This is a genomic window from Flavobacterium davisii, from assembly GCF_042182265.1.
In the GTDB taxonomy this organism is placed as follows: Bacteria; Bacteroidota; Bacteroidia; order Flavobacteriales; family Flavobacteriaceae; genus Flavobacterium; species Flavobacterium davisii.
Map to the genome: position 1 here is coordinate 2,477,427 of NZ_CP097869.1, position 21,135 is coordinate 2,498,561.

The 21,135-nt window shown below is 30.0% G+C and carries 19 protein-coding genes; 3 read left to right on the forward strand and 16 right to left on the reverse strand.

The window, feature by feature from the left end:
- Nucleotides 1-323 precede the first annotated feature (323 nt).
- From uvrA to NAB20_RS10575, 16 genes are all read right to left on the reverse strand, one after another.
- Complete coding sequence (uvrA, locus tag NAB20_RS10500) at nt 324-3,131, reverse strand: excinuclease ABC subunit UvrA (protein WP_375605105.1); 2,808 nt, start codon at nt 3,129-3,131, stop codon at nt 324-326.
- Between the two features lie 726 nt (nt 3,132-3,857).
- Nucleotides 3,858-4,493: a LysE family transporter gene (locus NAB20_RS10505; protein WP_105196433.1), complete on the reverse strand. Its 636-nt coding sequence runs from the start codon at nt 4,491-4,493 to the stop codon at nt 3,858-3,860.
- A 32-nt stretch (nt 4,494-4,525) separates the two neighbouring features.
- Nucleotides 4,526-5,548, reverse strand: coding sequence for a D-alanine--D-alanine ligase (locus NAB20_RS10510; RefSeq protein ID WP_375605106.1), 1,023 nt, complete (start codon nt 5,546-5,548; stop codon nt 4,526-4,528).
- Nucleotides 5,548-6,258: an NRDE family protein gene (locus NAB20_RS10515; RefSeq protein ID WP_105196436.1), complete on the reverse strand. Its 711-nt coding sequence runs from the start codon at nt 6,256-6,258 to the stop codon at nt 5,548-5,550. The genes NAB20_RS10510 and NAB20_RS10515 overlap by 1 nt, the downstream gene beginning before the upstream one ends.
- A complete protein-coding gene (locus tag NAB20_RS10520) occupies nt 6,246-6,734 on the reverse strand; it encodes a hypothetical protein (RefSeq protein WP_105196437.1) in 489 nt (162 codons plus the stop codon). The genes NAB20_RS10515 and NAB20_RS10520 overlap by 13 nt, the downstream gene beginning before the upstream one ends.
- Entirely contained in the window at nt 6,731-7,132 is a 402-nt protein-coding gene (locus NAB20_RS10525) for a DoxX family protein (RefSeq protein ID WP_105196439.1), read from the reverse strand. Before NAB20_RS10525 ends, NAB20_RS10520 begins: the two co-directional genes overlap by 4 nt.
- 609 nt (nt 7,133-7,741) lie before the next feature.
- Nucleotides 7,742-8,767, reverse strand: coding sequence for a YncE family protein (locus NAB20_RS10530; RefSeq protein ID WP_105196440.1), 1,026 nt, complete (start codon nt 8,765-8,767; stop codon nt 7,742-7,744).
- Between the two features lie 198 nt (nt 8,768-8,965).
- Nucleotides 8,966-9,361: a co-chaperone YbbN gene (locus NAB20_RS10535; protein ID WP_105196441.1), complete on the reverse strand. Its 396-nt coding sequence runs from the start codon at nt 9,359-9,361 to the stop codon at nt 8,966-8,968.
- A gap of 16 nt (nt 9,362-9,377) precedes the next feature.
- Nucleotides 9,378-9,968, reverse strand: a complete 591-nt coding sequence (locus NAB20_RS10540; RefSeq protein ID WP_127823120.1) for a peroxiredoxin-like family protein — start codon at nt 9,966-9,968, stop codon at nt 9,378-9,380.
- 85 nt (nt 9,969-10,053) lie between these two features.
- Nucleotides 10,054-10,674: a Crp/Fnr family transcriptional regulator gene (locus tag NAB20_RS10545; protein ID WP_240668940.1), complete on the reverse strand. Its 621-nt coding sequence runs from the start codon at nt 10,672-10,674 to the stop codon at nt 10,054-10,056.
- A gap of 565 nt (nt 10,675-11,239) precedes the next feature.
- Entirely contained in the window at nt 11,240-11,761 is a 522-nt protein-coding gene (locus NAB20_RS10550) for a superoxide dismutase family protein (protein ID WP_127823119.1), read from the reverse strand.
- A gap of 174 nt (nt 11,762-11,935) precedes the next feature.
- Nucleotides 11,936-12,460, reverse strand: a complete 525-nt coding sequence (locus NAB20_RS10555; protein ID WP_127823118.1) for a hypothetical protein — start codon at nt 12,458-12,460, stop codon at nt 11,936-11,938.
- Between the two features lie 489 nt (nt 12,461-12,949).
- Nucleotides 12,950-14,746: an acyl-CoA dehydrogenase family protein gene (locus NAB20_RS10560; protein ID WP_375605107.1), complete on the reverse strand. Its 1,797-nt coding sequence runs from the start codon at nt 14,744-14,746 to the stop codon at nt 12,950-12,952.
- Between the two features lie 210 nt (nt 14,747-14,956).
- A complete protein-coding gene (locus NAB20_RS10565; protein ID WP_127823117.1) occupies nt 14,957-16,138 on the reverse strand; it encodes an acetyl-CoA C-acyltransferase in 1,182 nt (393 codons plus the stop codon).
- A gap of 101 nt (nt 16,139-16,239) precedes the next feature.
- Nucleotides 16,240-18,630 carry a 3-hydroxyacyl-CoA dehydrogenase/enoyl-CoA hydratase family protein gene (locus NAB20_RS10570; RefSeq protein ID WP_088393783.1) on the reverse strand — a complete coding sequence of 797 codons (2,391 nt, stop codon included), beginning with the start codon at nt 18,628-18,630 and terminating at the stop codon, nt 16,240-16,242.
- A 7-nt stretch (nt 18,631-18,637) separates the two neighbouring features.
- Complete coding sequence (locus tag NAB20_RS10575; protein WP_105196454.1) at nt 18,638-19,081, reverse strand: MarR family winged helix-turn-helix transcriptional regulator; 444 nt, start codon at nt 19,079-19,081, stop codon at nt 18,638-18,640.
- A 160-nt stretch (nt 19,082-19,241) separates the two neighbouring features.
- On the opposite strand from NAB20_RS10575, the gene NAB20_RS10580 reads away from it, so the two are divergent.
- The 3 genes from NAB20_RS10580 to NAB20_RS10590 are packed head-to-tail and all read left to right on the forward strand — an operon-like array spanning nt 19,242 to nt 21,028.
- Nucleotides 19,242-19,532, forward strand: a complete 291-nt coding sequence (locus NAB20_RS10580) for a putative quinol monooxygenase (RefSeq protein WP_105196456.1) — start codon at nt 19,242-19,244, stop codon at nt 19,530-19,532.
- Between the two features lie 14 nt (nt 19,533-19,546).
- Nucleotides 19,547-20,335, forward strand: a complete 789-nt coding sequence (locus NAB20_RS10585) for an AraC family transcriptional regulator (protein WP_105196457.1) — start codon at nt 19,547-19,549, stop codon at nt 20,333-20,335.
- 21 nt (nt 20,336-20,356) lie between these two features.
- Nucleotides 20,357-21,028: a type 1 glutamine amidotransferase domain-containing protein gene (locus NAB20_RS10590; RefSeq protein WP_105196459.1), complete on the forward strand. Its 672-nt coding sequence runs from the start codon at nt 20,357-20,359 to the stop codon at nt 21,026-21,028.
- The last annotated feature ends 107 nt before the right edge of the window (nt 21,029-21,135 follow it).

The window sequence follows — 21,135 nt, forward strand, 5'->3', positions numbered from 1 at the left end:
CAAACTTTGTTTAATAGGGAGGACTTGGTTGTATTTGAGAATATTATATAAAGAATAATATTGTCTAAAAAATGTAATAAAGGTGTCCGAAAAGCAACAATCTAGTATTTAATTTATTGTTTTGATGCGATAGAAAATTTTACGATCAGGATTTTATGATTTATTTACCTGTTACACTTTCTTTTGATCAAAAGAACAAGATTGCTATTTTTTAGGACACCCTTTTATAAAAACAAAACCAACCTAATTAAATTTTATTATATCAGTATCCAACTTAATATGAATTAAAATCTTATGAATGGTTATCAAATAGTATGCCAAATCTATAATTTGCTTTTTAAATAATGTCCTGTAATTGATTTTTTGTTATTTGCAACTTCTTCAGGTGTGCCAAAGGCAAGTAATTGTCCTCCATTTTCGCCGCCCTCAGGTCCTAAATCTAGAATATAATCAGCACATTTAATCATATCAAGATTATGTTCAATAACTACAATAGAATGTCCTTTTTCGATTAGTGCATCAAATGATTTTAATAGTTTTTTGATATCATGAAAGTGGAGACCTGTTGTGGGTTCATCAAAAATAAAAAGAGCTTTGTCCTTGGTGGCTCCTTTAACTAAAAAAGAAGCCAATTTAATACGTTGTGCTTCACCTCCAGAAAGAGTAGATGAAGATTGTCCTAATTGAACATAACCTAAACCAACATCTTGTAAGGGTTGTAATTTTTGAATGATTTTATTTTGGTTTTTTGCTTTAAAAAAGTCTAACGCATCATCTATAGTTAGGTTTAATATATCATCTATGTTTTTACCTTCAAATTGAATTTCTAGAATTTCTTTTTTAAAACGTTTGCCATTGCAAGTTTCACAAGGTAACGAAACGTCTGCCATGAAAACCATTTCTACATTTATTGTACCTTCTCCTTTGCAGCTTTCACATCTACCTCCGTCTACGTTAAAAGAAAAATGTTTAGGTTGATATCCTCTTAGTTTAGAAATTTTTTCTTTAGCAAATAAATCACGAATGTCATCGTATGCTTTTATATATGTTACAGGATTAGAACGCGAACTGCGACCTATTGGATTTTGATCTACATATTCTACATGTTTGATATGAGAATAACTACCTGATATTTCTGTAAATTGTCCTGCTTTTTCACTTACACCTTCTAACTGTTTTTGTAATGCAGGGTATAATATTTTTTTTACTAATGTGCTTTTACCTGATCCTGATACTCCTGTAATGATTGTTAATACGTCAAGGGGAATTGTGATATCTAGATTTTGTAAATTATTTTCTCTAGCACCAATAATCTCTATATGATTTTTAAATTTTCTTCTTTTTTGAGGTATATCTATCGTTAATTTTCCATTTAAATATTGGGACGTGAGGGAATTGGATTTTAATATTTCTTTATATGTACCTTGTGCTACTAAATTACCTCCATAAGTTCCAGCTTCAGGGCCAATATCAATGATCATATCAGCTGATTTCATGATATCTTCATCATGTTCTACTACTATTACGGTATTGCCTAAATCACGTAATGATTCTAATACTTTGGTTAGTTTTTCAGTATCTTTTGGATGTAATCCTATACTGGGTTCATCCAGTATGTACATAGAGCCAACTAAACTACTTCCTAATGATGTAGCTAGGTTGATACGTTGTGACTCGCCGCCAGAAAGAGTAGCGGAATTTCTGTTGAGAGTTAGATAATCCAGTCCTACATTTTCTAAAAATGCCAAACGGCTATTGATTTCAATAAGTAGTCTTTTAGCTATTTTTGCGTCATATTCTGATAAATTTAATTCTTTAAAGAAAGGGATTAATTTACGGATAGGTAAGTCTACAAGTTCAGGTAACGTTTTGTGATTTATTTTTATATAACTTGCTTCAGGTCTTAGTCGTTTTCCTTTACAACTAGAACATTTTGTTTTACCTCTATAACGAGATAATAAGACTCGATTTTGAATTTTGTAGTTTTTTTCTTCTAATTCTTTGAAAAAACTATGAAGCCCTTCAAAGTATTGATTACCCTCCCAAATTAATTGTTTTTGTGATTCTTCTAATTGAAAATAAGGTTTGTGAATGGGAAAATCAAATTTATGTGAATTATTAACTAATTGATCACGATACCAACTCATACTTTCTCCTTTCCATGGAGCAATACAGTTTTCATATACTGATAATGCCGTATTAGGTATTACAAGATCCAAATCTATGCCTATTATATTGCCATATCCTTCACATACAGGACAAGCACCATAAGGATTATTAAAACTAAATAAATGAATATTAGGTTCTAAAAAGGAAAGACCGTCTAATTCAAAATTAGCACTAAATGTTGTTTTTTCATTCGTATTAAATTCTTGCAGATGACAAAACCCTTTTCCTTCATAAAAAGCTGTTTGAACAGCATCCGCTAATCTATTATAAAAATCTTCTTCATGGCGTATTACTAAACGGTCTATTATTAATGAAATTTCGCTATCAGCATAGTGTTTTTTTGCATTTGCTTCTTCGGATTCAATAAATTCATCTAAACGAATAGTTTCATTATTAATTAAGATTCTACTAAAACCTTGTTGTAAAAGTACTTTTAATTTGTTTTCTAAAGATCTTCCTTCTTCTAAATGAATAGGGGATAAAAGTAAATAACGACTTCCTTCATCTAATTTTTGAATGTGTTCTATCACATCTGTTACAGTGTGTTTTTTAACTTCTAAACCAGAAATAGGAGAATACGTTTTACCAATTCGGGCAAATAAAAGTTTTAGATAGTCATAAATTTCAGTAGAAGTGCCTACAGTAGATCTTGCATTGGTGGTATTTACTTTTTGTTCTATTGCTACGGCGGGAGCAATTCCTTTAATATAATCCACTTTTGGTTTATCTAGTCTACCCAAAAATTGTCGTGCATAGCTAGATAAACTTTCTACATATCTGCGTTGTCCTTCTGCATATAGTGTATCAAATGCCAAGCTTGATTTACCAGAGCCTGATAATCCAGTAATAACAACTAACTTGTTTCTGGGAATTGCAACATCTAAATTTTTTAGATTATGGATTTGCGCTCCTTTTATAAGTATATTTTTTTTAGGGTCTAGAGTTTGGATATCTTGTATCATTTTAAGAAAAACGAATTTTTACAAAGGTAAATAAATATAGTTTTAAAATAAGAATGTATAAAGTTTCATTTTAGTAACGTTTTAAAACTATAAAAGAGTATTAAACTTTTAGTTAAGATTAGTTGTCTTAATTTTTTATTAATAAGGGATTAATTTTTTAATAAGTATTGTTAATTCTTAATTCTTAATATGAAATGTATTTAACGGATTTTTTTAAGTTTAACCCAAATATGCGGTAGAAATTTATTACAATAAATAAGAACTTTAAATCTAAAAAGCGTACTTTTTTATTGCATTAGGGTTGTCTTAAAGGTTCACCATCTTGTCATTTATAGAATGGGAACGAAATCACATACTATAAATAATGTGACTTCTCCCTTGGGTCGAAGTGACAAACTACGACTAGATTACGGCTTTTGTTCCCTATCTACAAAAAAGAATTGTTCATTTTTTGTCTTTTCATCTCGAACATGAAGTCTAGTACAGAATTTAGGTTTAAAATATTTGTTGATTGAAAACTAAAATATTGTTGTATACTGGTTGATGAGTTGTTTTTTATAATGATTAATTAACTACTTTAATTTATGTGCTATATAATTTTTATTTTCAATTGTATAGCTATCGTTATTTCTATTTTTAAAATAGTATTTTATGACTTGTTGAATTTATCATTTAAAAGTAGTTAATTGATATTTTTAGTTGAGTTCATGCTTAGAATTAAAAAGTTTAGTGGATAAAATAATTTTTGTTTTTTATTAAAATAAAAGCTTGCCAAATGGCTAAACATACAAAGATTTTTGGGATATAATTTTGTAAGGGCAATTGAGTGTAATTTACAGTTTTATCTAAAAAAACAATCAAACTAAGCATACCTATAAAGGTTCCTAACGAAGCACCTATAGTATATGATAGTATTCCGTTTTGTTGAAAATTGGCATATTTTTCATTAAGTATATATAAATTCCAGCTAAGCCAAAAGGGGATTTGACTAAAGTTAAGACTACTTAAAATTATTCCAGTAATAAAAGGATAGTTTATTATTTGTATTACAAGAGGATTGTGGGATTCTTCTGGAGTAGCTGATTGTTTAGCTAAATAGGATAGAAGTAGTAAAAAAGCAATACTAAATAATGATATTTTGGTTTTTAAATGAGGGGTTAAATTAATTTTAGAAACGCCTTTGGCCGTAAAAAAAATAACTAAACTTTCTATGATTACAACACCTAATAAATAAAATAATGTAGAAGTTATAAGATCTTGTTTAAAATAATGTAATCCCATTATGTTTAGATAGCCAAGAGGTATGGAACCTATGAAACTTATAGAAAATCCTACAATGCTATTTTTAATTTTTAGATACATTTTTGTTATTTATAGTCAATAATTATTTGTAACTAAACTTGAGTTAGTCTGTAAAAATGTTCTTGATGTTTACGGTATTCATTCATACCTTCTTTATGATTGAGGTAAGGAATACCCTTTATATGATTTTGTTGGCTAATTTGAAACATATAACGAATATGTCGGGCAATTTCTTTCCAAGCAAAAAAAAGAGAATGATTGGGGTCATAAATGTGAGTAGGTTCACTTGCTGAACCGTTTAACTCTACAATCATAAAGTTTTTCCCTTCTTCTAACTCTTCCCAAGTATTATACATTAAATCCATACGACCATAATAAAAACCATCTATTTCTTGACACATAGTATCAATTACTTCTGTTAGCTTTTTAGAAATTTTATGACTTATATCTAAAAATTTTGTTCCTCTGGAATGGTTGCCAAAAGGGACAAGATTATAGTTTTTTCCCTTTGGTAAAATATCATGAATTTTGCTGCCCAATTCTTTTTGTAAAGCATTTAATTGTAACTCATAGCGTGGATTTTGTTTGATAAGATTTTCAATAGAGCTTTTTCCATCACCTGTAATAATCATAAATTCTTTTGATACAATTCCTGTAATACGTCCTTTTTTTTCATTAGGTAAACGAACGTAAAATATTCCCACTTCATTAGTATAAGGAATTAAATCTTGAATAAGATAATCAAATTCAACACTTTCGTGATAACTTTTTAGTTCTTCTAAAGAATGAACACGTTTTACAGCACTTCCGCGTAAACCTATGTCAGGTTTTACGATGAAGGGATAAGAAAGGGGGTACTCTTTAATACTTTTAATAGAATTTTTATGATTTATTAAATAAGTTTTAGGATAGTATTGCTGTGGAATTAAAAGGTATATATCATTTTTACTTTCATTAAAAAAACCACCGTTTTTAATGGTTGGGTTCACAGTATTAAAAAAGAATAAGGTACGTGAACGTAAAGCATAATAGAGCCACAAAAAATAGATAGGTATATAAACGATTTGAAATGGCCAATATTCCCAGTGCGTTAGTTTATGTATAAAAAGTTTCATTATAACATTAAAAAATTGTTGTCGTAAGTTTTATCATTAATCAAATCTTTATGGCTGAAAATCATTTTGTTTTGATTAATAACTGTTTGTGTAATACTTTGCGTGATTAAGGTGTTATTTCGGTTAATAATAAGTCCGTTTTCTTTGTCGTCTGAATTTGTATGTTCATGAAAATCTGCTATATCCTTGGCTTTAATTATATTTTTACTTTGAGTAAATGTCTTGAATAATAGTTCTCTTTCTGTTCTAATATTATTAGGATATAGGGTGGATGAAGACCAAATATAACTTTCTTGATTATTTAATTCTTTAGTATTCTTTGCATTTCCATCCCACCGTAATTGATAGAGCCTTTTATTTGCATAAGCAATTAGAGTAAAGGGTTCGATATCATCAAGATTTATTTCAAACCATTTATTTATACAATCACAATTATCAAATATTTCAAGTAAGATTAAACCTCTACTTTTTCGGTATTTTTCTTTTGGTGTGTGTTTTTCAAATGCACCATTTAGTAAAACCATAATGTTTCCTTTGTCATCTAATACATACCAGGTACCACCTGCTTTTGAATCTTTAGGAAAAAACATTTTCTTACGTTCCCCCATATACGATTTGGGAACCAATGCTTTAGGTCGTGCTATTTTTTCATCTCTATTTGAAGTAATAATGACCTTATTATTGCTAAAAACATAACTTACTGTACACATATTTTGCGAAATTCAATGGTAGATGGTGCCACACCAAAAGTTTCAGAAATTGAAATATATTTAAAATTTAATAAAGCAACTTTTATTAGAGCTTGATGATGAATACAATGTTCTAAATTGTAAAGTACTTCTCTAAAATAATTAGTTTCTATAAGAGTTGGGACTCTAGAAATAAAATGATTTATGACGAGATTTTTATTTTCTTTTTCAATTTGATTAATAATTATATCAATAGCAGAAATGGCTTGAGTTCTTATAGTTTGTATACTAATTTCTCTTTCTCTATTATCATAATTAATAATACCGTTATCATATCCTTTTAAAAGGGCTTGATATAATTCAATAATATGTCGAGAATGTTGTCCTATAGTGGCATTGCTTAAAGAAAGGATAGGCTTAATATAATCAGGATCATGTAATTGTGTAATAATTTCTTTTAGTTCTAAAAGGGTATTTTTAATTGCGGTAAAATTCATAAAAATGTTTTTTTAAATTGATTATAATCTTTTATTAAATCGTTTTTATATAAAAGAGAAAAATAGGCACTTATTGTAAAACAAATACAGGCTAAGATATAAAGAACTCCTCCGTCATTTATAATCACAATTCCTAAAATACATAAATGCGATAATAAAGCAATGGTCATATTTATTAAAATAAGTAAAGAAGCATAAAACTTTGTTCTATCAATAAACAATAGAAATGGGCAAATTAATTCTATGATTCCAGAAAAAATCCTTCCAAAGGGTTCTATATGTAGTTTTTTAAAGATATAAATAGATTGAGGACTAGCGGTCAGTTTGTAAAATAATGTTTGAATTAATATTATTGTTAAAACAAGTTTTAATATAAAATGTATTTTAGAAGAGTCCATTTGTAAAAAATCAAGTTAATATTGTTTTTTGTTTTTCAAAACTTTTTGTTGTTTGAATATGAAACGGATGTTAATATAAGAGAATACAATCTGATTTCTGTTTAAATTTTTGGATAAGAAATGAATAAGTTGCTATTTTTTTAATAAAAAAGTTTCGATTACAATGTGAGATAAACACTAATACTAAAAAAAATATCAAGTCTTACCACTAAAAAAATAAAAAGTTAACATATAAAAATGCTTAAAATAAGAAGGCTGTTCTAAAAGATTGTAATTTTGTAATCGATCGGAGGGAGGCTTCTAGGAAATGAATAGGTAAAGCAAATTGCATAGTGTTGAAATGTGATTTTTCTTTCATAAAAGTAAATGATAACCAAGATGTTAAGTGACTACTTTTTAGATGTTTATATTCATTTGATCCAATTCAATAAAAATGAGATATTTAGTAGATAGAGTTAAAAACAATAAAAAATTGTTTGTATTTTAATAAAAAATTTAACAGAGAGAAAAAGAAATAGTTTCTTTTCTCTCCATTAAAATGCTTAATAAAACGCTTGTTGAAAATTAATTAAAGTTTAGACTATTTGTTACTAAATCAAAACGACTTAATTATTTAATATTTCTTTTATAATAAGTTAAACCAAAAGGATTGTTTTCAACAGTAATATCTTGTTCATATACTAATTTATTCTGATTTACCTTATATGCTGATACAGTTGTTCCATTAGGTCCAGAATGCGTTGCGAAAACTTTACTTCCTTCTTTATTTAAAACTAAATTATGAGGTACAGGTTTATTAGTTGCAATAGGAGCATAATTTTCTGTTAGATCAGTTGTTTTAATAGAGTATATTTGTCCTCCCATTATATTAGTAACAAAGATATTATCTAAGTTAGGACTAGGGTATAATCCATGAGCACCAGGATATGATTTTTGAGAAATGATTTGTAATTTTTCGCTGTCAATATTGTATACTTCGCCAGATTGACAAGGTACAATTAGCTTATTGTTATTAGGTAAATGAAATAAATGAGGATCTTTGCCTACATTAACTTCTTTTAATTTTTCATAATTACTAATAGAATACATATATATTTTATCAGGCATTGTTGAATCAGAGTTAATAATTGAAACATAAGCTTTAGTTCCGTCTTTTGTTAAGAAAACATCATGTGGCTTCATGTCTAAATTAATCGTTTTTATAACAGAACTAGTAGCTAAATCAATAACAGAAATGGTATTGTCTATATCATTATTAACCCAAAGTTGCTTACCTAATTCATCAGCCCACATGTGGAATACTCCATTCCCTACGTTTATTGAGCTTTCTAATTTTTTTGTACTAGGGTTAATAATATGAACCTGTTTATTTTTTCTATCCCCAACGTATAGTTTGTCTTTAGAAGGAACAAATACTAGATACATAGGTTCTGAATTGGTAATTTTCAATGTGCTAGTAACAACATTCGTATTGGCATCAAAAAAGCTTATTGAAGAGGAATTTCTGTTTGCAACAGCAACTGTTTCCTCGTATAAGTTATTTTGATTGTTATCATCATTACTCTTTTCACAAGATAAAATAAAAAAGCTACTAAGGAAAGCTTTTAATGTTAGATTTAAGAATTTGTTTTTCATATTGATTAAAATTTATTTTCGGTGGTAATAAATGGATTATATTTAGTCCGTTAGATTTTTTATAGATTATCTTAATTATATACGAAGTGTCTGAAAAGTCAAAATTTAACGTCTAATCTGTTACTTCAAGGATAAGAGAAATCACAAGATTATAACCTTTTGGAATACCTTTATCTAAGGACTATTTTATACAATAAATTAATTTAGTTTTTTAATAAGTTCTGCCTCGGTTATGAAACCTAAATTTTCCCAAATTAATTTTCCATTCTTATAATAGTGTAGAGTAGGAAGTCCTTCAACATTTAATTTTTGAGCTAATTCAGGATTTTTATCAGTATCTATTTTAATTAGTTTTATTTTTTTCTCTTTTGAAACTTTTTCTAAAATAGGTGCTAACTTTTTGCAAGGACCACACCATTTTGCATTAAAGTCAACAATTATTATAGAATCTTTAGATAATAATTGATTATATTTTTCAATAGTTAATTTTTCTAATTTTATTTTTTCCTGTTTATCTGATACTAAATTTTTAGGAGTTTGTCCGAAAAATGAAAAGCTGATTAATAGTACAGCAATTGTGAAAGGTAATTTCATCTTTAATTTTTTTAATTTATAAGTTTTTTAATACGTTTAATAGTAATTTATCTGAAATACGATTTTTATAATCAGGCGCTATGTATTCAAAAATGACTTTGTTGTCTTCACCAATCACAAATAATGAAGATACAGGCAAGAAATTTTTGTTAACATTGTTAGAGCCTTTACTAATAATAGATTTGTATGTTAGAGGAGCCTCATAAGTAATTCCCATAGCAGTTAATAAATCTCCTTTACTATCAGAGTAAAGAGTATATTTTAATTTATCTTTATCAGAAGTTTTAACTAATGAACTAGGTGAATCAGGACTAATAGCAATTATTTGGTAGCCTAATTTAATAATATCATTTTCAATTGTTGCAACATTACTTAAATGCACATTACAATAAGGACACCATCCACCACGATATACAATTAATACGGTTTTCTTTTTATTTGTGATAGAATGCGTAGAAACAAAGCTACTATCTATTTTTTGAATTTGAGCATTAGGAATGGTTTCTCCTATTAAAATAGGATTGATCCCAGAAGAAGAAGAAGCTATATGTTTTTGTCCTAAAAGTGTTAAAGGAAAAAATAGTAAATAAAAAAATACATTTTTCATAATTCTCTTTATTTTTATTGTTACGATGTAAAATTAAGAGGAGTGAAAAATGTATTTTGTAAGATACTTTACAAAAGCCTAAAAATTATTGTAAAAGTTTAATATTTGAGATAATAATTTCTTTACGAGTATATTGAATAATTCCTTTTTCTTCTAATTCTATTAATAGTTTGGTAGCTGTAGGTCTAGAAGTACAAATAATTTGGGCAATATCTGTTTGAGTTAGATAATTTTCTAAAACAATGTTATTTCCTTCATTATTTCCTTCTCTTTCACACCAATCTAATAAAAATGTTTTAAGACGAGTTTTAGCATCCTTAGACATTAGGTTTGCATAATTATTTTTGATTCGCTTTAGTTTAAGCCCCACGAATTTCATATAACTTAATGCTAAATCAGGATGTTTGAGCATCAGATTTTCAAAATCAGATAATAAAAAGCTACATATAGACACTTCTTCTGTTAATGCAACAGCTAATTCATCAGATGTTTTATCGGGTTCTAAAGTTAATTCACCAAACAGATCTCCTTTTTGTATGATATCTTTTATGATTTCATTTCCGTCATGATCAATAGCAACAATTTTAATACTTCCTTTTTTTAATAAAAAAACCCGAGGACTTTCAGAATCAGAAAAATAAATAATTTCACCTTTTTTAGCCTTTTTAAAACCAACAATTATACACAGCTGTTTGAGCTGTGACATACTAAGAGTTTTGAAAAGTTTGTGATCTCTTAAATACCAATATTTTAGTTCTTCATACATAAATGTTAGATTGGAATTTAAAAATAATAAATTAGATTATCTTAAAATAAATGTTAACAAAATTTTATGTTTATTCTTGTTGATGTTAAAAAATATATTTTAATAAAAATAAATCAGAAATTACTAAAAGTTAAATAAAGAGTTTAACCTAGATTGTGCATTAGATTTCGTTGTTAAGAAAAAATTTTCAATAAATTCAAGTGCTCACAGAAAATTTTAGAAGATGAAATAATCAACTATTTCGATGAATAAAAATGGAGTGCGTGCTTAAATTGGAAGAAAAATAAAGAGGAATAGATTTAGGCTTTTCCAATTCACTTCGTTCGAATTTGGGTTAAACATTGATAGATGTAGAATAAAAGTAGCCTAATAATAGTTAATGGGATGTTTTTTTATATTTATAAAAGGAAATGAAACTATTAAAATATATATAGAGAGAAGAGGCAATAAAAAGAGGCTATTTTTATATCTGTCAGGTTTTATTAAAACCTGACAGATATAAGGATTATTTTAAGATACCAGCACAAGCAATTCTGCCTCCAGCATTACCTGTTGGTTGAGTAGTAAAATCGTCTACACCTTTATGAACAATTAGACCTTTACCAGTTATGTCCCTTGCGGAATCACCACAACCAATGCACCATTCATTAGTTGAAAATGTAACAACAGCATTTCCTTTATCATCTGCAGTAAAGTTACCAATATCCCCTCTATGGTATTCTGCTTGTCCCCATTTACCATGTTTTTTAAAAGTAGGATTCCAGTGTCCACCTGTTGAATTTCCATCGGGAGCAGAACAATCAGCCTTTTCATGCAAATGAATAGCATGTTCACCTGGTGTTAAACCACTCATATTCGCTACCATTGTTATAATGCCATTTTTTTCAGAAAATACAGCAGTTCCAGTTACCTGGCTATCACTTTTTGAAGAAAGAGCCACGTTGATTTCATTTTTTGTTACGTGTGAACTTTGACAGCTACCATATAACGCTAAAATAGAAAGACCAAAGACAATTTTTTTTTTCATTATTTTAAAGATGTTTAAGATTAAGACTTAAAAAGTCCTTTATTTAATCCTTTTTGATTGAAAATCCTATACTTAAATATAGAATTAGGATATAATGCAAATTTAAAATATTGAAACAAGCCTGATGTTATTAACGATAGTTAAAATTTATATAAATATAAGTTAAACAAAACCTTATTTTGATTTTTCACCTACAAATTGATCATTTTGTGATTTAAATAATACGTTAAATGTTGTTAGAGTTCCGTAAATACGAGTAATATATTGTTGTAACTCAATTTTTTCAAATTCTTCCAATTTACTAGCATTAATTTTTTGTTCCATTACACGTAATCGGTCTCGTAACATTACTATTTTGTGAAAAAAAGTGTCAATTGGTATTTCTTTAGTTTGTAAACCAGCTTGTCCAGGAATTAATTTTAAAGAACCACCTTTCCATTTGTCACCAATAGCTACTGGTTGACCTAGTCCGTTCCATTTTTTTAAAATAGAAAGTAAACTTTGTTCTACATCATAAAAACTGACAGTATCGACTTCGTTTCTTGTTTCTTCAATAACTTCAAATTTGCTATCAATTAAGATGGTTTCAAGTCCACCTTCAATAAATGTGACCCAATATTCTTTTGAAGACACATTAGTTACTACACCTTTTCCTAATTCGGGATGATTGATTCGGGATCCTATACCTAATAGATTCATTTGTATTTATTTTATTAATTAAAAAAACTATTTTGTAAGAAGTTACATTATTAATATTATCTAATTCTTTCCTTTAGTCAAAAAGATAAGACTAAGACCTTTTAGGACAGTCTCTAATTCTTTTTTATTTTCAAACTCAAATTCTATGAAAAAATTTCTTGCTTTTGAAAGATTGATAATTTTTTATTTCGACTTTTAAAATGGTCATTTTATTATTTTTAATTCCAGTATTTTATCTATAATAAAGTTGTTTAAAGAACGAAAATAGAATATGATGAAGCTGTTTTCTTTAAATAAGTTATAAAAATAATAAAAGAAGCTTATTTATTTTTAAGTGATATATTTTATTGTATAAGTAGAACGGAAAAGAAGGTAAATGCCCCATAAATTTTTATAATATCGTTTTTAGTTTTATGACTTTATTTATAAAAAAGGCCACTATTTAAAAAAATAGTGACCCTTTCAACCAAACTAATTAAAATTTAATTTTTAATAGCAATAGCTATTTTCTGCTACCATTTTTGCCGTAATTGTTTCGCGTAGTGCGACTACATTTGGCATATTGGTATATTTTGTAAAACGACGTAATCCCATTAGCATCATACGTTGTTCATCACCTTCAGCAAAAGAAACAATACCTTCCTTCCCTTTTTGAGAAACGATATCCACTGCTTGATATAAATACAATTGTGCCATTGCAATTTGCTCTTTTACATTTTCAGCTCCTTTGTTTTTTGCTAATTTTTCAGTACGTAAAATTCCAGATTCTGCCATGTATATTTCGATTAACATGTCAGAAGCACACATTAATAATTGTTGGTGTTTTTCTAAATCTGGACCAAATTTTTGTACAGCAGATCCTGCAACCATTAAGAATGCTTTTTTCAATTTGCCGATTAATTCTTTTTCTTCAGCAAATAATTCAGTGTAATCAGGAGTGTTGAAATCAGGAATACCCATTAATTCTTCGGCTACTTTCATAGCAGGGCCTAATAAATCTACTTGACCTTTCATGGCTTTTTTAACTAACATACCTACGGATAACATACGGTTAATTTCGTTTGTTCCTTCATAGATACGAGCAATACGAGCATCTCTCCAAGCTGATTCCATTGGTGTTTCTTCTGAGAATCCCATACCTCCAAAAATTTGGATACCTTCGTCAGTACAGCTTTGAACGTCTTCAGAAACCGCTACTTTAAGGATAGAACATTCGATAGCGAATTCTTCCACTCCTTTTAATTCTGCTTCTTGGTGTGTATTACCAGCTGCTTCACGTAATTCGATTCTTGTTTCGATATCTTTAGCTGCACGGTAAGATGCTGCTTCATCTACATAAGCATTAGTTGCCATATTAGCTAATTTTGCTTGTATAGCTCCAAAGTTAGCGATAGGTGTTTTAAACTGGATTCTTTCGTTAGCATATTTAACTGCTTCTGTAATAGTACGACGTTGTGCATCTAAACAAGCAGCTGCTAATTTGATACGACCTACGTTTAAGGCATTCATAGCAATTTTGAAACCTTCACCACGACCTGCTAACATATTTTCAACAGGAACAACAGTATCATTAAAGAAAACTTGACGTGTAGAACTTGCACGGATACCTAATTTGTGTTCTTCTTCACCTAAAGTAATTCCGTTAGGGTTTGCTGAGTCATATTCAACGATGAAACCAGTAATGTTTTTATCATCTTCAATACGGGCAAAAACAATCATTAAGTTACAGAAACCAGCATTAGAAATCCACATTTTCTGTCCATTAATTTTGTATGATTTTCCATCAGCAGATAATTCTGCCTTTGTTTTTCCTGAATTGGCATCAGAACCAGCTCCTGGCTCAGTCAAACAGTAAGCACCAAACCATTCGCCAGAAGCTAATTTGGGAACGTATTTTAATCTTTGTTCTTCTGTACCATATAAAGTGATGGGCATTGTACCAATACCTGTATGTGCTCCAAAAGCAGTAGAGAATGAGCCTGTCGCACCCGAAATATAATCACAAGTTAACATAGTGGAAACAAATCCCATGCCTAAACCACCGTAAGCTTCAGGAACTGCTACCCCTAAGAAGCCTAGTTCACCTGCTTTACGCATAGATTCTTCTGTATAAGCGTAATCTTTTTTCTCAAAACGAGGTTTTTGAGCCCATAATTCTTTATCTACGAATTCTTTGATAGAATCACGCATCATAATTTGTTCTTCTGAGAAATCCTCAGGAGTAAAAATATTTTCGCATTTCGTTTCTTTAACTAAAAACTGTCCGCCTCTTGTAATGTCTTCCATATTAGCCCCCTAACCCCCAAAGGGGGAATTCCTACTAGGGGTAAGTAGGGTTTTAGAATAGCCCTCTAACCCCCCCAAGGGGGAATTTAGAGGTTGTGTTAATAATGTTTTTAAGTTCCTTCTTATTCTATGTTAAGAATAAAGGTTTTAATTTATTTCTATATTAATGAACGTTTGGTGCTCCCCTCCTTTGGAGGGGTTGAGGGAGGCTTATAATAATTCAAATACCCCTGCAGTTCCTTGTCCAGTACCTACACACATAGTTACCATACCGTATTTGTTACCGCGACGTTTCATTTCATCAAATAGTTGAACAGATAATTTAGCACCTGTACATCCTAGAGGGTGTCCTAAAGCAATAGCACCACCGTTTACATTAATGATTTCCGGATTTAAATTTAATTCGCGAATTACAGCTAATGATTGTGCAGCAAAAGCTTCGTTTAATTCGAATAATTCAATGTCAGAAATTTTTAAACCTGCTTGTTGAACTACTTTAGGAATTGCTTTTACAGGACCTATTCCCATAATTCTTGGTTCTACACCAGCAGATGCAAAGTTTACTAAACGGGCAATAGGTTCAAGGTTTAATTCTTTTACCATTTCTTCGCTCATAATTAGTACAAATGCAGCACCATCACTCATTTGGGAAGAGTTACCTGCGGTAACCGAGCCATCAGCAGCAAATACAGGTTTTAATCCTGAAAGTGCTTCAACAGAAGTACCTGCACGAGGTCCTTCGTCTTTCGTTACTACGTATGATTTTGTTTCTTTTTTACCAGCTTCGTTAATAAATGTTTGTTCTACTGTTATAGGCGCAATTTGAGCATCAAATTTGCCTTCTGCTTGTGCTTTCAAGGCTTTCATGTGCGATTGGTACGCAAATTCATCTTGGTCTGCACGAGAGATGTTGAATTGTTTTGCAACAGCTTCAGCTGTTAATCCCATACCCCAGTAATAATCTTCGTTACCTGCGGCAGCTACTTTATAATCAGGAGTAGGTTTGTATCCGCCCATAGGAATATAACTCATGCTTTCAGCACCACCCGCAATGATACAGTGTGCCATACCTGCTTGTATTTTTGCAGTAGCCATACCAATGGTCTCTAAACCAGAGGCACAGTAACGATTAACTGTAACTCCAGGTACATCGGTTACTTTTAATCCCATTAGAGAGATTAAACGTCCTACATTTAATCCTTGTTCTGCTTCTGGCATAGCATTACCTACCATTACATCGTCAATTCTAGACTTGTCGAAGTTAGGTAATTGAGCCATCATGTGTTCGATGGTTTCAGCGGCTAATTCGTCAGGTCTTTTAAAACGGAACAGTCCTTTAGGTGCTTTACCTACAGCTGTTCTATATCCTTTTACTATATATGCTGTTTTCATTATCAGCCCCCTAACCCCCGAAGGGGAATACCTATTAGGGGTCAATAGGTTTTTAGTTATTATTATGCGTTCCAAGTTCCCCCTTTGGGGGATAGGGGGCTCTAATTACGTAGAGGTTTCCCTTTAGTTAACATAAACTGGATACGCTCCAATGTTTTTCTCTCTGTACAAAGTGATAAGAAAGCTTCTCTTTCTAAATCTAACAAATATTGTTCTGTAACTAATGTTGGTTCAGATAAATCACCGCCAGCCATTACATAAGCTAATTTGTTTGCAATTTTTTGGTCGTGTTCAGAAATGTATTGTCCTGCCACCATTTGGTCAGTACCTACTAAGAACATACCTAAAGCTTGTTTTCCTAATACTTTAATGTCTTTACGACGAGCTGGTTGTGTATAGCCCGCTTCTGCCATTAACAATGCGTGTTTTTTAGCTTCTGCAATTTGACGGTCTTTGTTTACCACAACGATGTCTTTTCCTTTTTGTAAGATGCCTAAATCGTAAGCTTCATAAGCAGAAGTAGCTACTTTTGCCATACCAACCGTTAAGAAATACTCTTGTAAAACATTTAATTCAACGTCGTTTTTACGGAAAGTGTCAGCAGCTCTTAATGCCATTTCTTTAGAACCACCACCGCCAGGAATAACACCTACACCAAATTCTACTAAACCGATGTAAGTTTCTGCGGCAGCCACTACTTTGTCAGCGTGCATAGTTAATTCGCAACCGCCACCCAATGTCATGCCATGTGGCGCTACAACTACAGGGATAGATGAATAACGAGCACGCATCATCGTGTCTTGGAACATTTTGATAGCCATGTTTAATTCATCATATTCTTGTTCAACAGCCATCATGAAAATCATACCAATATTGGCTCCTACAGAGAAATTTGTTCCTTGATTTCCAATAACTAATCCGTTGTATTCTTTTTCAGCTAAGTCGATAGCTTTGTTGATTCCTTGTAAAACACCACCTCCAATAGAGTTCATTTTTGAGTGGAATTCTAAATTTAAAATGCCATCGCCTAAATGCTGAATGGTACTATCAGCATTACCCCAAACTTTTTTGCTTTCACGAATATTATTTAGGATAATGAAGGCATCTTGACCTGGTACTTTTACTTGTGATTTTGAAGCCGTATTATAGTAATTTGTTGCGCCTTCTTTAACAGAGTAGAAAGATGTACTACCTGAAGCAACCATATCAGTAACCCAAGAAGCAGGTGTGTAGCCTTCTGCTTGCATCATTTCGATACCTTTTTGAACACCGATAGCATCCCAAATTTCGAATGGACCATTTTCCCAACCGAAACCAGCTTTCATAGCATCGTCAATTTTGTAAAAATCATCTGTAATTTCAGGCACTCTGTTAGAAACGTAAGCAAACATTGCTGAGAAGTTTTTACGGTAAAATTCACCTGCTTTATCCGTTCCTTTTACCAAAACTTTAAATCTATCAATTGGTTTTTCGATAGTTTTTGTCATTTCAAGAGTAGCAAATGACGCTTTTTTATTGGGACGATATTCCAAAGTATTTAGATCCAATGATAGAATATCTTTTCCTTCTTTTTTGTAGAAACCTTGTTTTGTTTTGCTTCCTAACCATTTGTTTTCCATCATTTTGTTGATGAAATCAGGCAACTTAAATAATTCGTGTGCTTCGTCATTAGGACAGTTGTCGTAAATTCCGTTGGCTACATGTACTAAAGTATCTAAACCTACCACGTCTACTGTACGGAAAGTAGCTGATTTTGGGCGACCGATTACAGGACCCGTTAATTTATCTACTTCTTCAATAGTTAGTCCCATTTCTTTTACTTGATGAAATAAACTTTGAATTCCGAAGATACCAATACGGTTACCAATAAATGCTGGTGTGTCTTTAGCAACTACAGATGTTTTTCCTAAAAATTGTTCGCCGTAGTTATTTAAAAAATCCAATACTTCTTGAGAAGTTTTAGGTCCTGGAATGATTTCAAATAATTTTAAATAACGAGCTGGGTTGAAGAAGTGAGTACCGCAAAAATGCTTTTGAAAATCTTCGCTACGACCTTCACTCATAAAGTGAATAGGAATACCAGAAGTGTTTGAAGTAACAAGAGTTCCAGGTTTTCTATGTGTGTCAATTTGTTCAAAAACTGATTTTTTAATATCTAATCTTTCAACAACTACTTCAATAATCCAATCTACATCTTTAATTTTTGTTATATCATCTGTTAAATTTCCTGTCGTGATACGATTAGCAAATTTTGTATGATAAATAGGTGAAGGTTTAGATTTTAACGCATTTGTTAAACTATCATTTACAATTCGGTTTCTTACTACTTTATTTTCTAGTGTTAAACCTTTTTTTTGTTCTGCTTCTGTAAGTTCGCGAGGTACAATATCAAGTAGTAAAACTTCTACTCCAATATTTGCAAAATGGCAGGCAATTCCTGAACCCATAATCCCTGAACCAACTACAGCAATTTTTTTAATTGTTCTTTTCATTTTGTAATTACTCTGGTTGATTGAATATTTTTTTATCTTGTATTAATTCATTTATTTTTTCTGTAACTTCTATAAAGTGCATTAGCTTTTCTTCGCTGATATGTTGTTTAATGACTTCATTAAACCTTAGAACTGTTTGTTTAGATAGTTCTCTCTTTAATTTTCCTTCTTTGGTAAGGTAAATTAAAACTCCTCTTCCATCTTTAGGATTTGGTTTTCTTTCAATTAATCCTTTTTCTTCTAATGATTTTAAGGTTCGTGTAAGGCTAGTTGCTTCCATTCCCATACGAGCACTTACACTTGTAGAAGGCGTTCCTTCTTCCTTATCGATACTTAAAAGAGCAAAACCAATTGCCATAGAACCTTCATATTTAGATCCTTCTTCATTATACATTCTAGAGACGGCTTGCCAAGTTGTTCTAAGTAAATAGTCTATTGTCTTATCTTTCATTTAGATTCTAAAATTCAAATATACAAAAAAAATAATATGCGCGCATATTATTTTTCTTTTTTCATGTCGCTTTTTTACAATTTTTAATCCTATAAAAGAAATAATTTTGTACTGTAAAATAAGTCTAGATTTATAATGTTTTGAAAATAAAATAATAAATATGAATAAAAATATAACCGTTACGATAAAACTGCAAAGTCAGTATGTATCATTTTTTTTAGAAATGGCTAAAGTAATGATAGAAAATACAAGAAAGGAAAAAGGTAATATTTCATATATGCTATATAATGAGTATAATGATGAATCAAGTTTTATCTTTGTTGAGAAGTTTTTAGACTCAGAAGCTTTTGAATTTCATCTAAACACAGATTATTATAAAGATTTTATTGAAAAATTAACTCCAATGTTAAGAGAGGATCCTGTTGTAAAATCGTATTTAGATAATAACTAAATAGAAAATAGTATATGGTTAAATGGTCAGTAAAACCTTCTATTCAATTACAACCTTATGTAGATAGGTATTTTTATGATGATTATACAGATCATAATGATACTTTTCCTTTCTTCTTGCCTGGTACGGGATTAGATCTTTTTTTTCATTTTGATGAAAGCGTTTTTAATTCTAAAACGGAGTTAGGCGACTCTTATTTGGTGTGTCCAAGAGATATATTGGATAAAAAAAGTATTCCAAAAGGAGAGTTTATAGGGGTTCGATTTAAATCAGGAATGTTTCGACATTTTTCTAATATACCGTATTGTAATATAATAAATCAATTTGTTACAGCAGAAGATGTTTGGGGGAATTATTTTAAAGAATTTCAAAAAATATTTTTAGAAGAAGTAACTGTATTGAATAAAATAGAACAGATTGAAAGTTTTTTAATTCAGTTGTTGTTTAAATTTAAAAAACAAGAATTGATTAATTGGGATTATTTTAATCAAAAGATTTATGATGAATATAGAGATTTAAGAATAGCTGATTTATCGGATTATTCAAAATTTTCTAAACGTACTTTTGAGCGAAATTTTAAAGAAACTTTTGGTATTACTCCAAAAGTTTTTCAAAAGTTAGTACGTCTTGAAAAAACAATTAAATCAATTCATCTTTCAGAAGGAAAATTATTAGATTCTTTAGAGTTTGGTTATTATGATCAAAGTCATTTTAATAAAGATTTTAAAGAATTTATTGGAATATCTCCTAAAGAATATTTTAATAAAAAGAATCCTCATTATTATTTTGAAAGTCTTAAGTAATATAAAATAAATATATAAACTATGAAAACAAAAATTTTATTTGTTTTAACAAGTCACAATGTTAAAGGGAGTACTGGTGAGCCAACAGGTTATTACTTATCAGAAGTAAGTCATTGTTGGGACGTTTTGGTTAATGCAGGCTATGAAGTAGATTTTGTAAGTCCTAAAGGAGGAGTTGCGCCAGTTGAAGGCTTTGATTTAGAAGATTCTATAAATGCTAAATTTTGGAATGATTCAACTTATAATCATAAAGTACATAATACCTTAAAACCTTCAGAAGTTAATATAAATGATTACTCTGCTATCGTTTATATTGGTGGTCATGGTACCATGTGGGATTTTGCAGATAATGTTGAACTAGCAGAAATAGCTGCAAAAATTTATGAAAATGAAGGTATTGTAGCAGGTATATGTCACGGTCCTTCAGGATTAGTAAATATTAAACTTAGTAATGGTAAATATTTGGTAGACGGGAAAAAAATAAACTCTTTTACAAATGATGAAGAAATTTCTATAAAATTAGAAAAGGTAGTTCCTTATATGCTTGAAACTAAATTAGTTGAAAGAGGTGCTATTTTTGAAAATTCTGGTTTATGGGAAAAACACATCACAGTAGATCAAAGAGTCGTTACAGGTCAAAATCCTGCATCTGCTAAAGGAGTAGCAGAAGCTATATTAGAATTATTACCTTAATCTTCATAATTACACTTACTGAATTACTTTAAGTGTGAGGTTGTCAGGAAATTAACAAATTTAACTTTTGATTGTTATTTTCTGACACCTCACACTTTTTGTGTTTT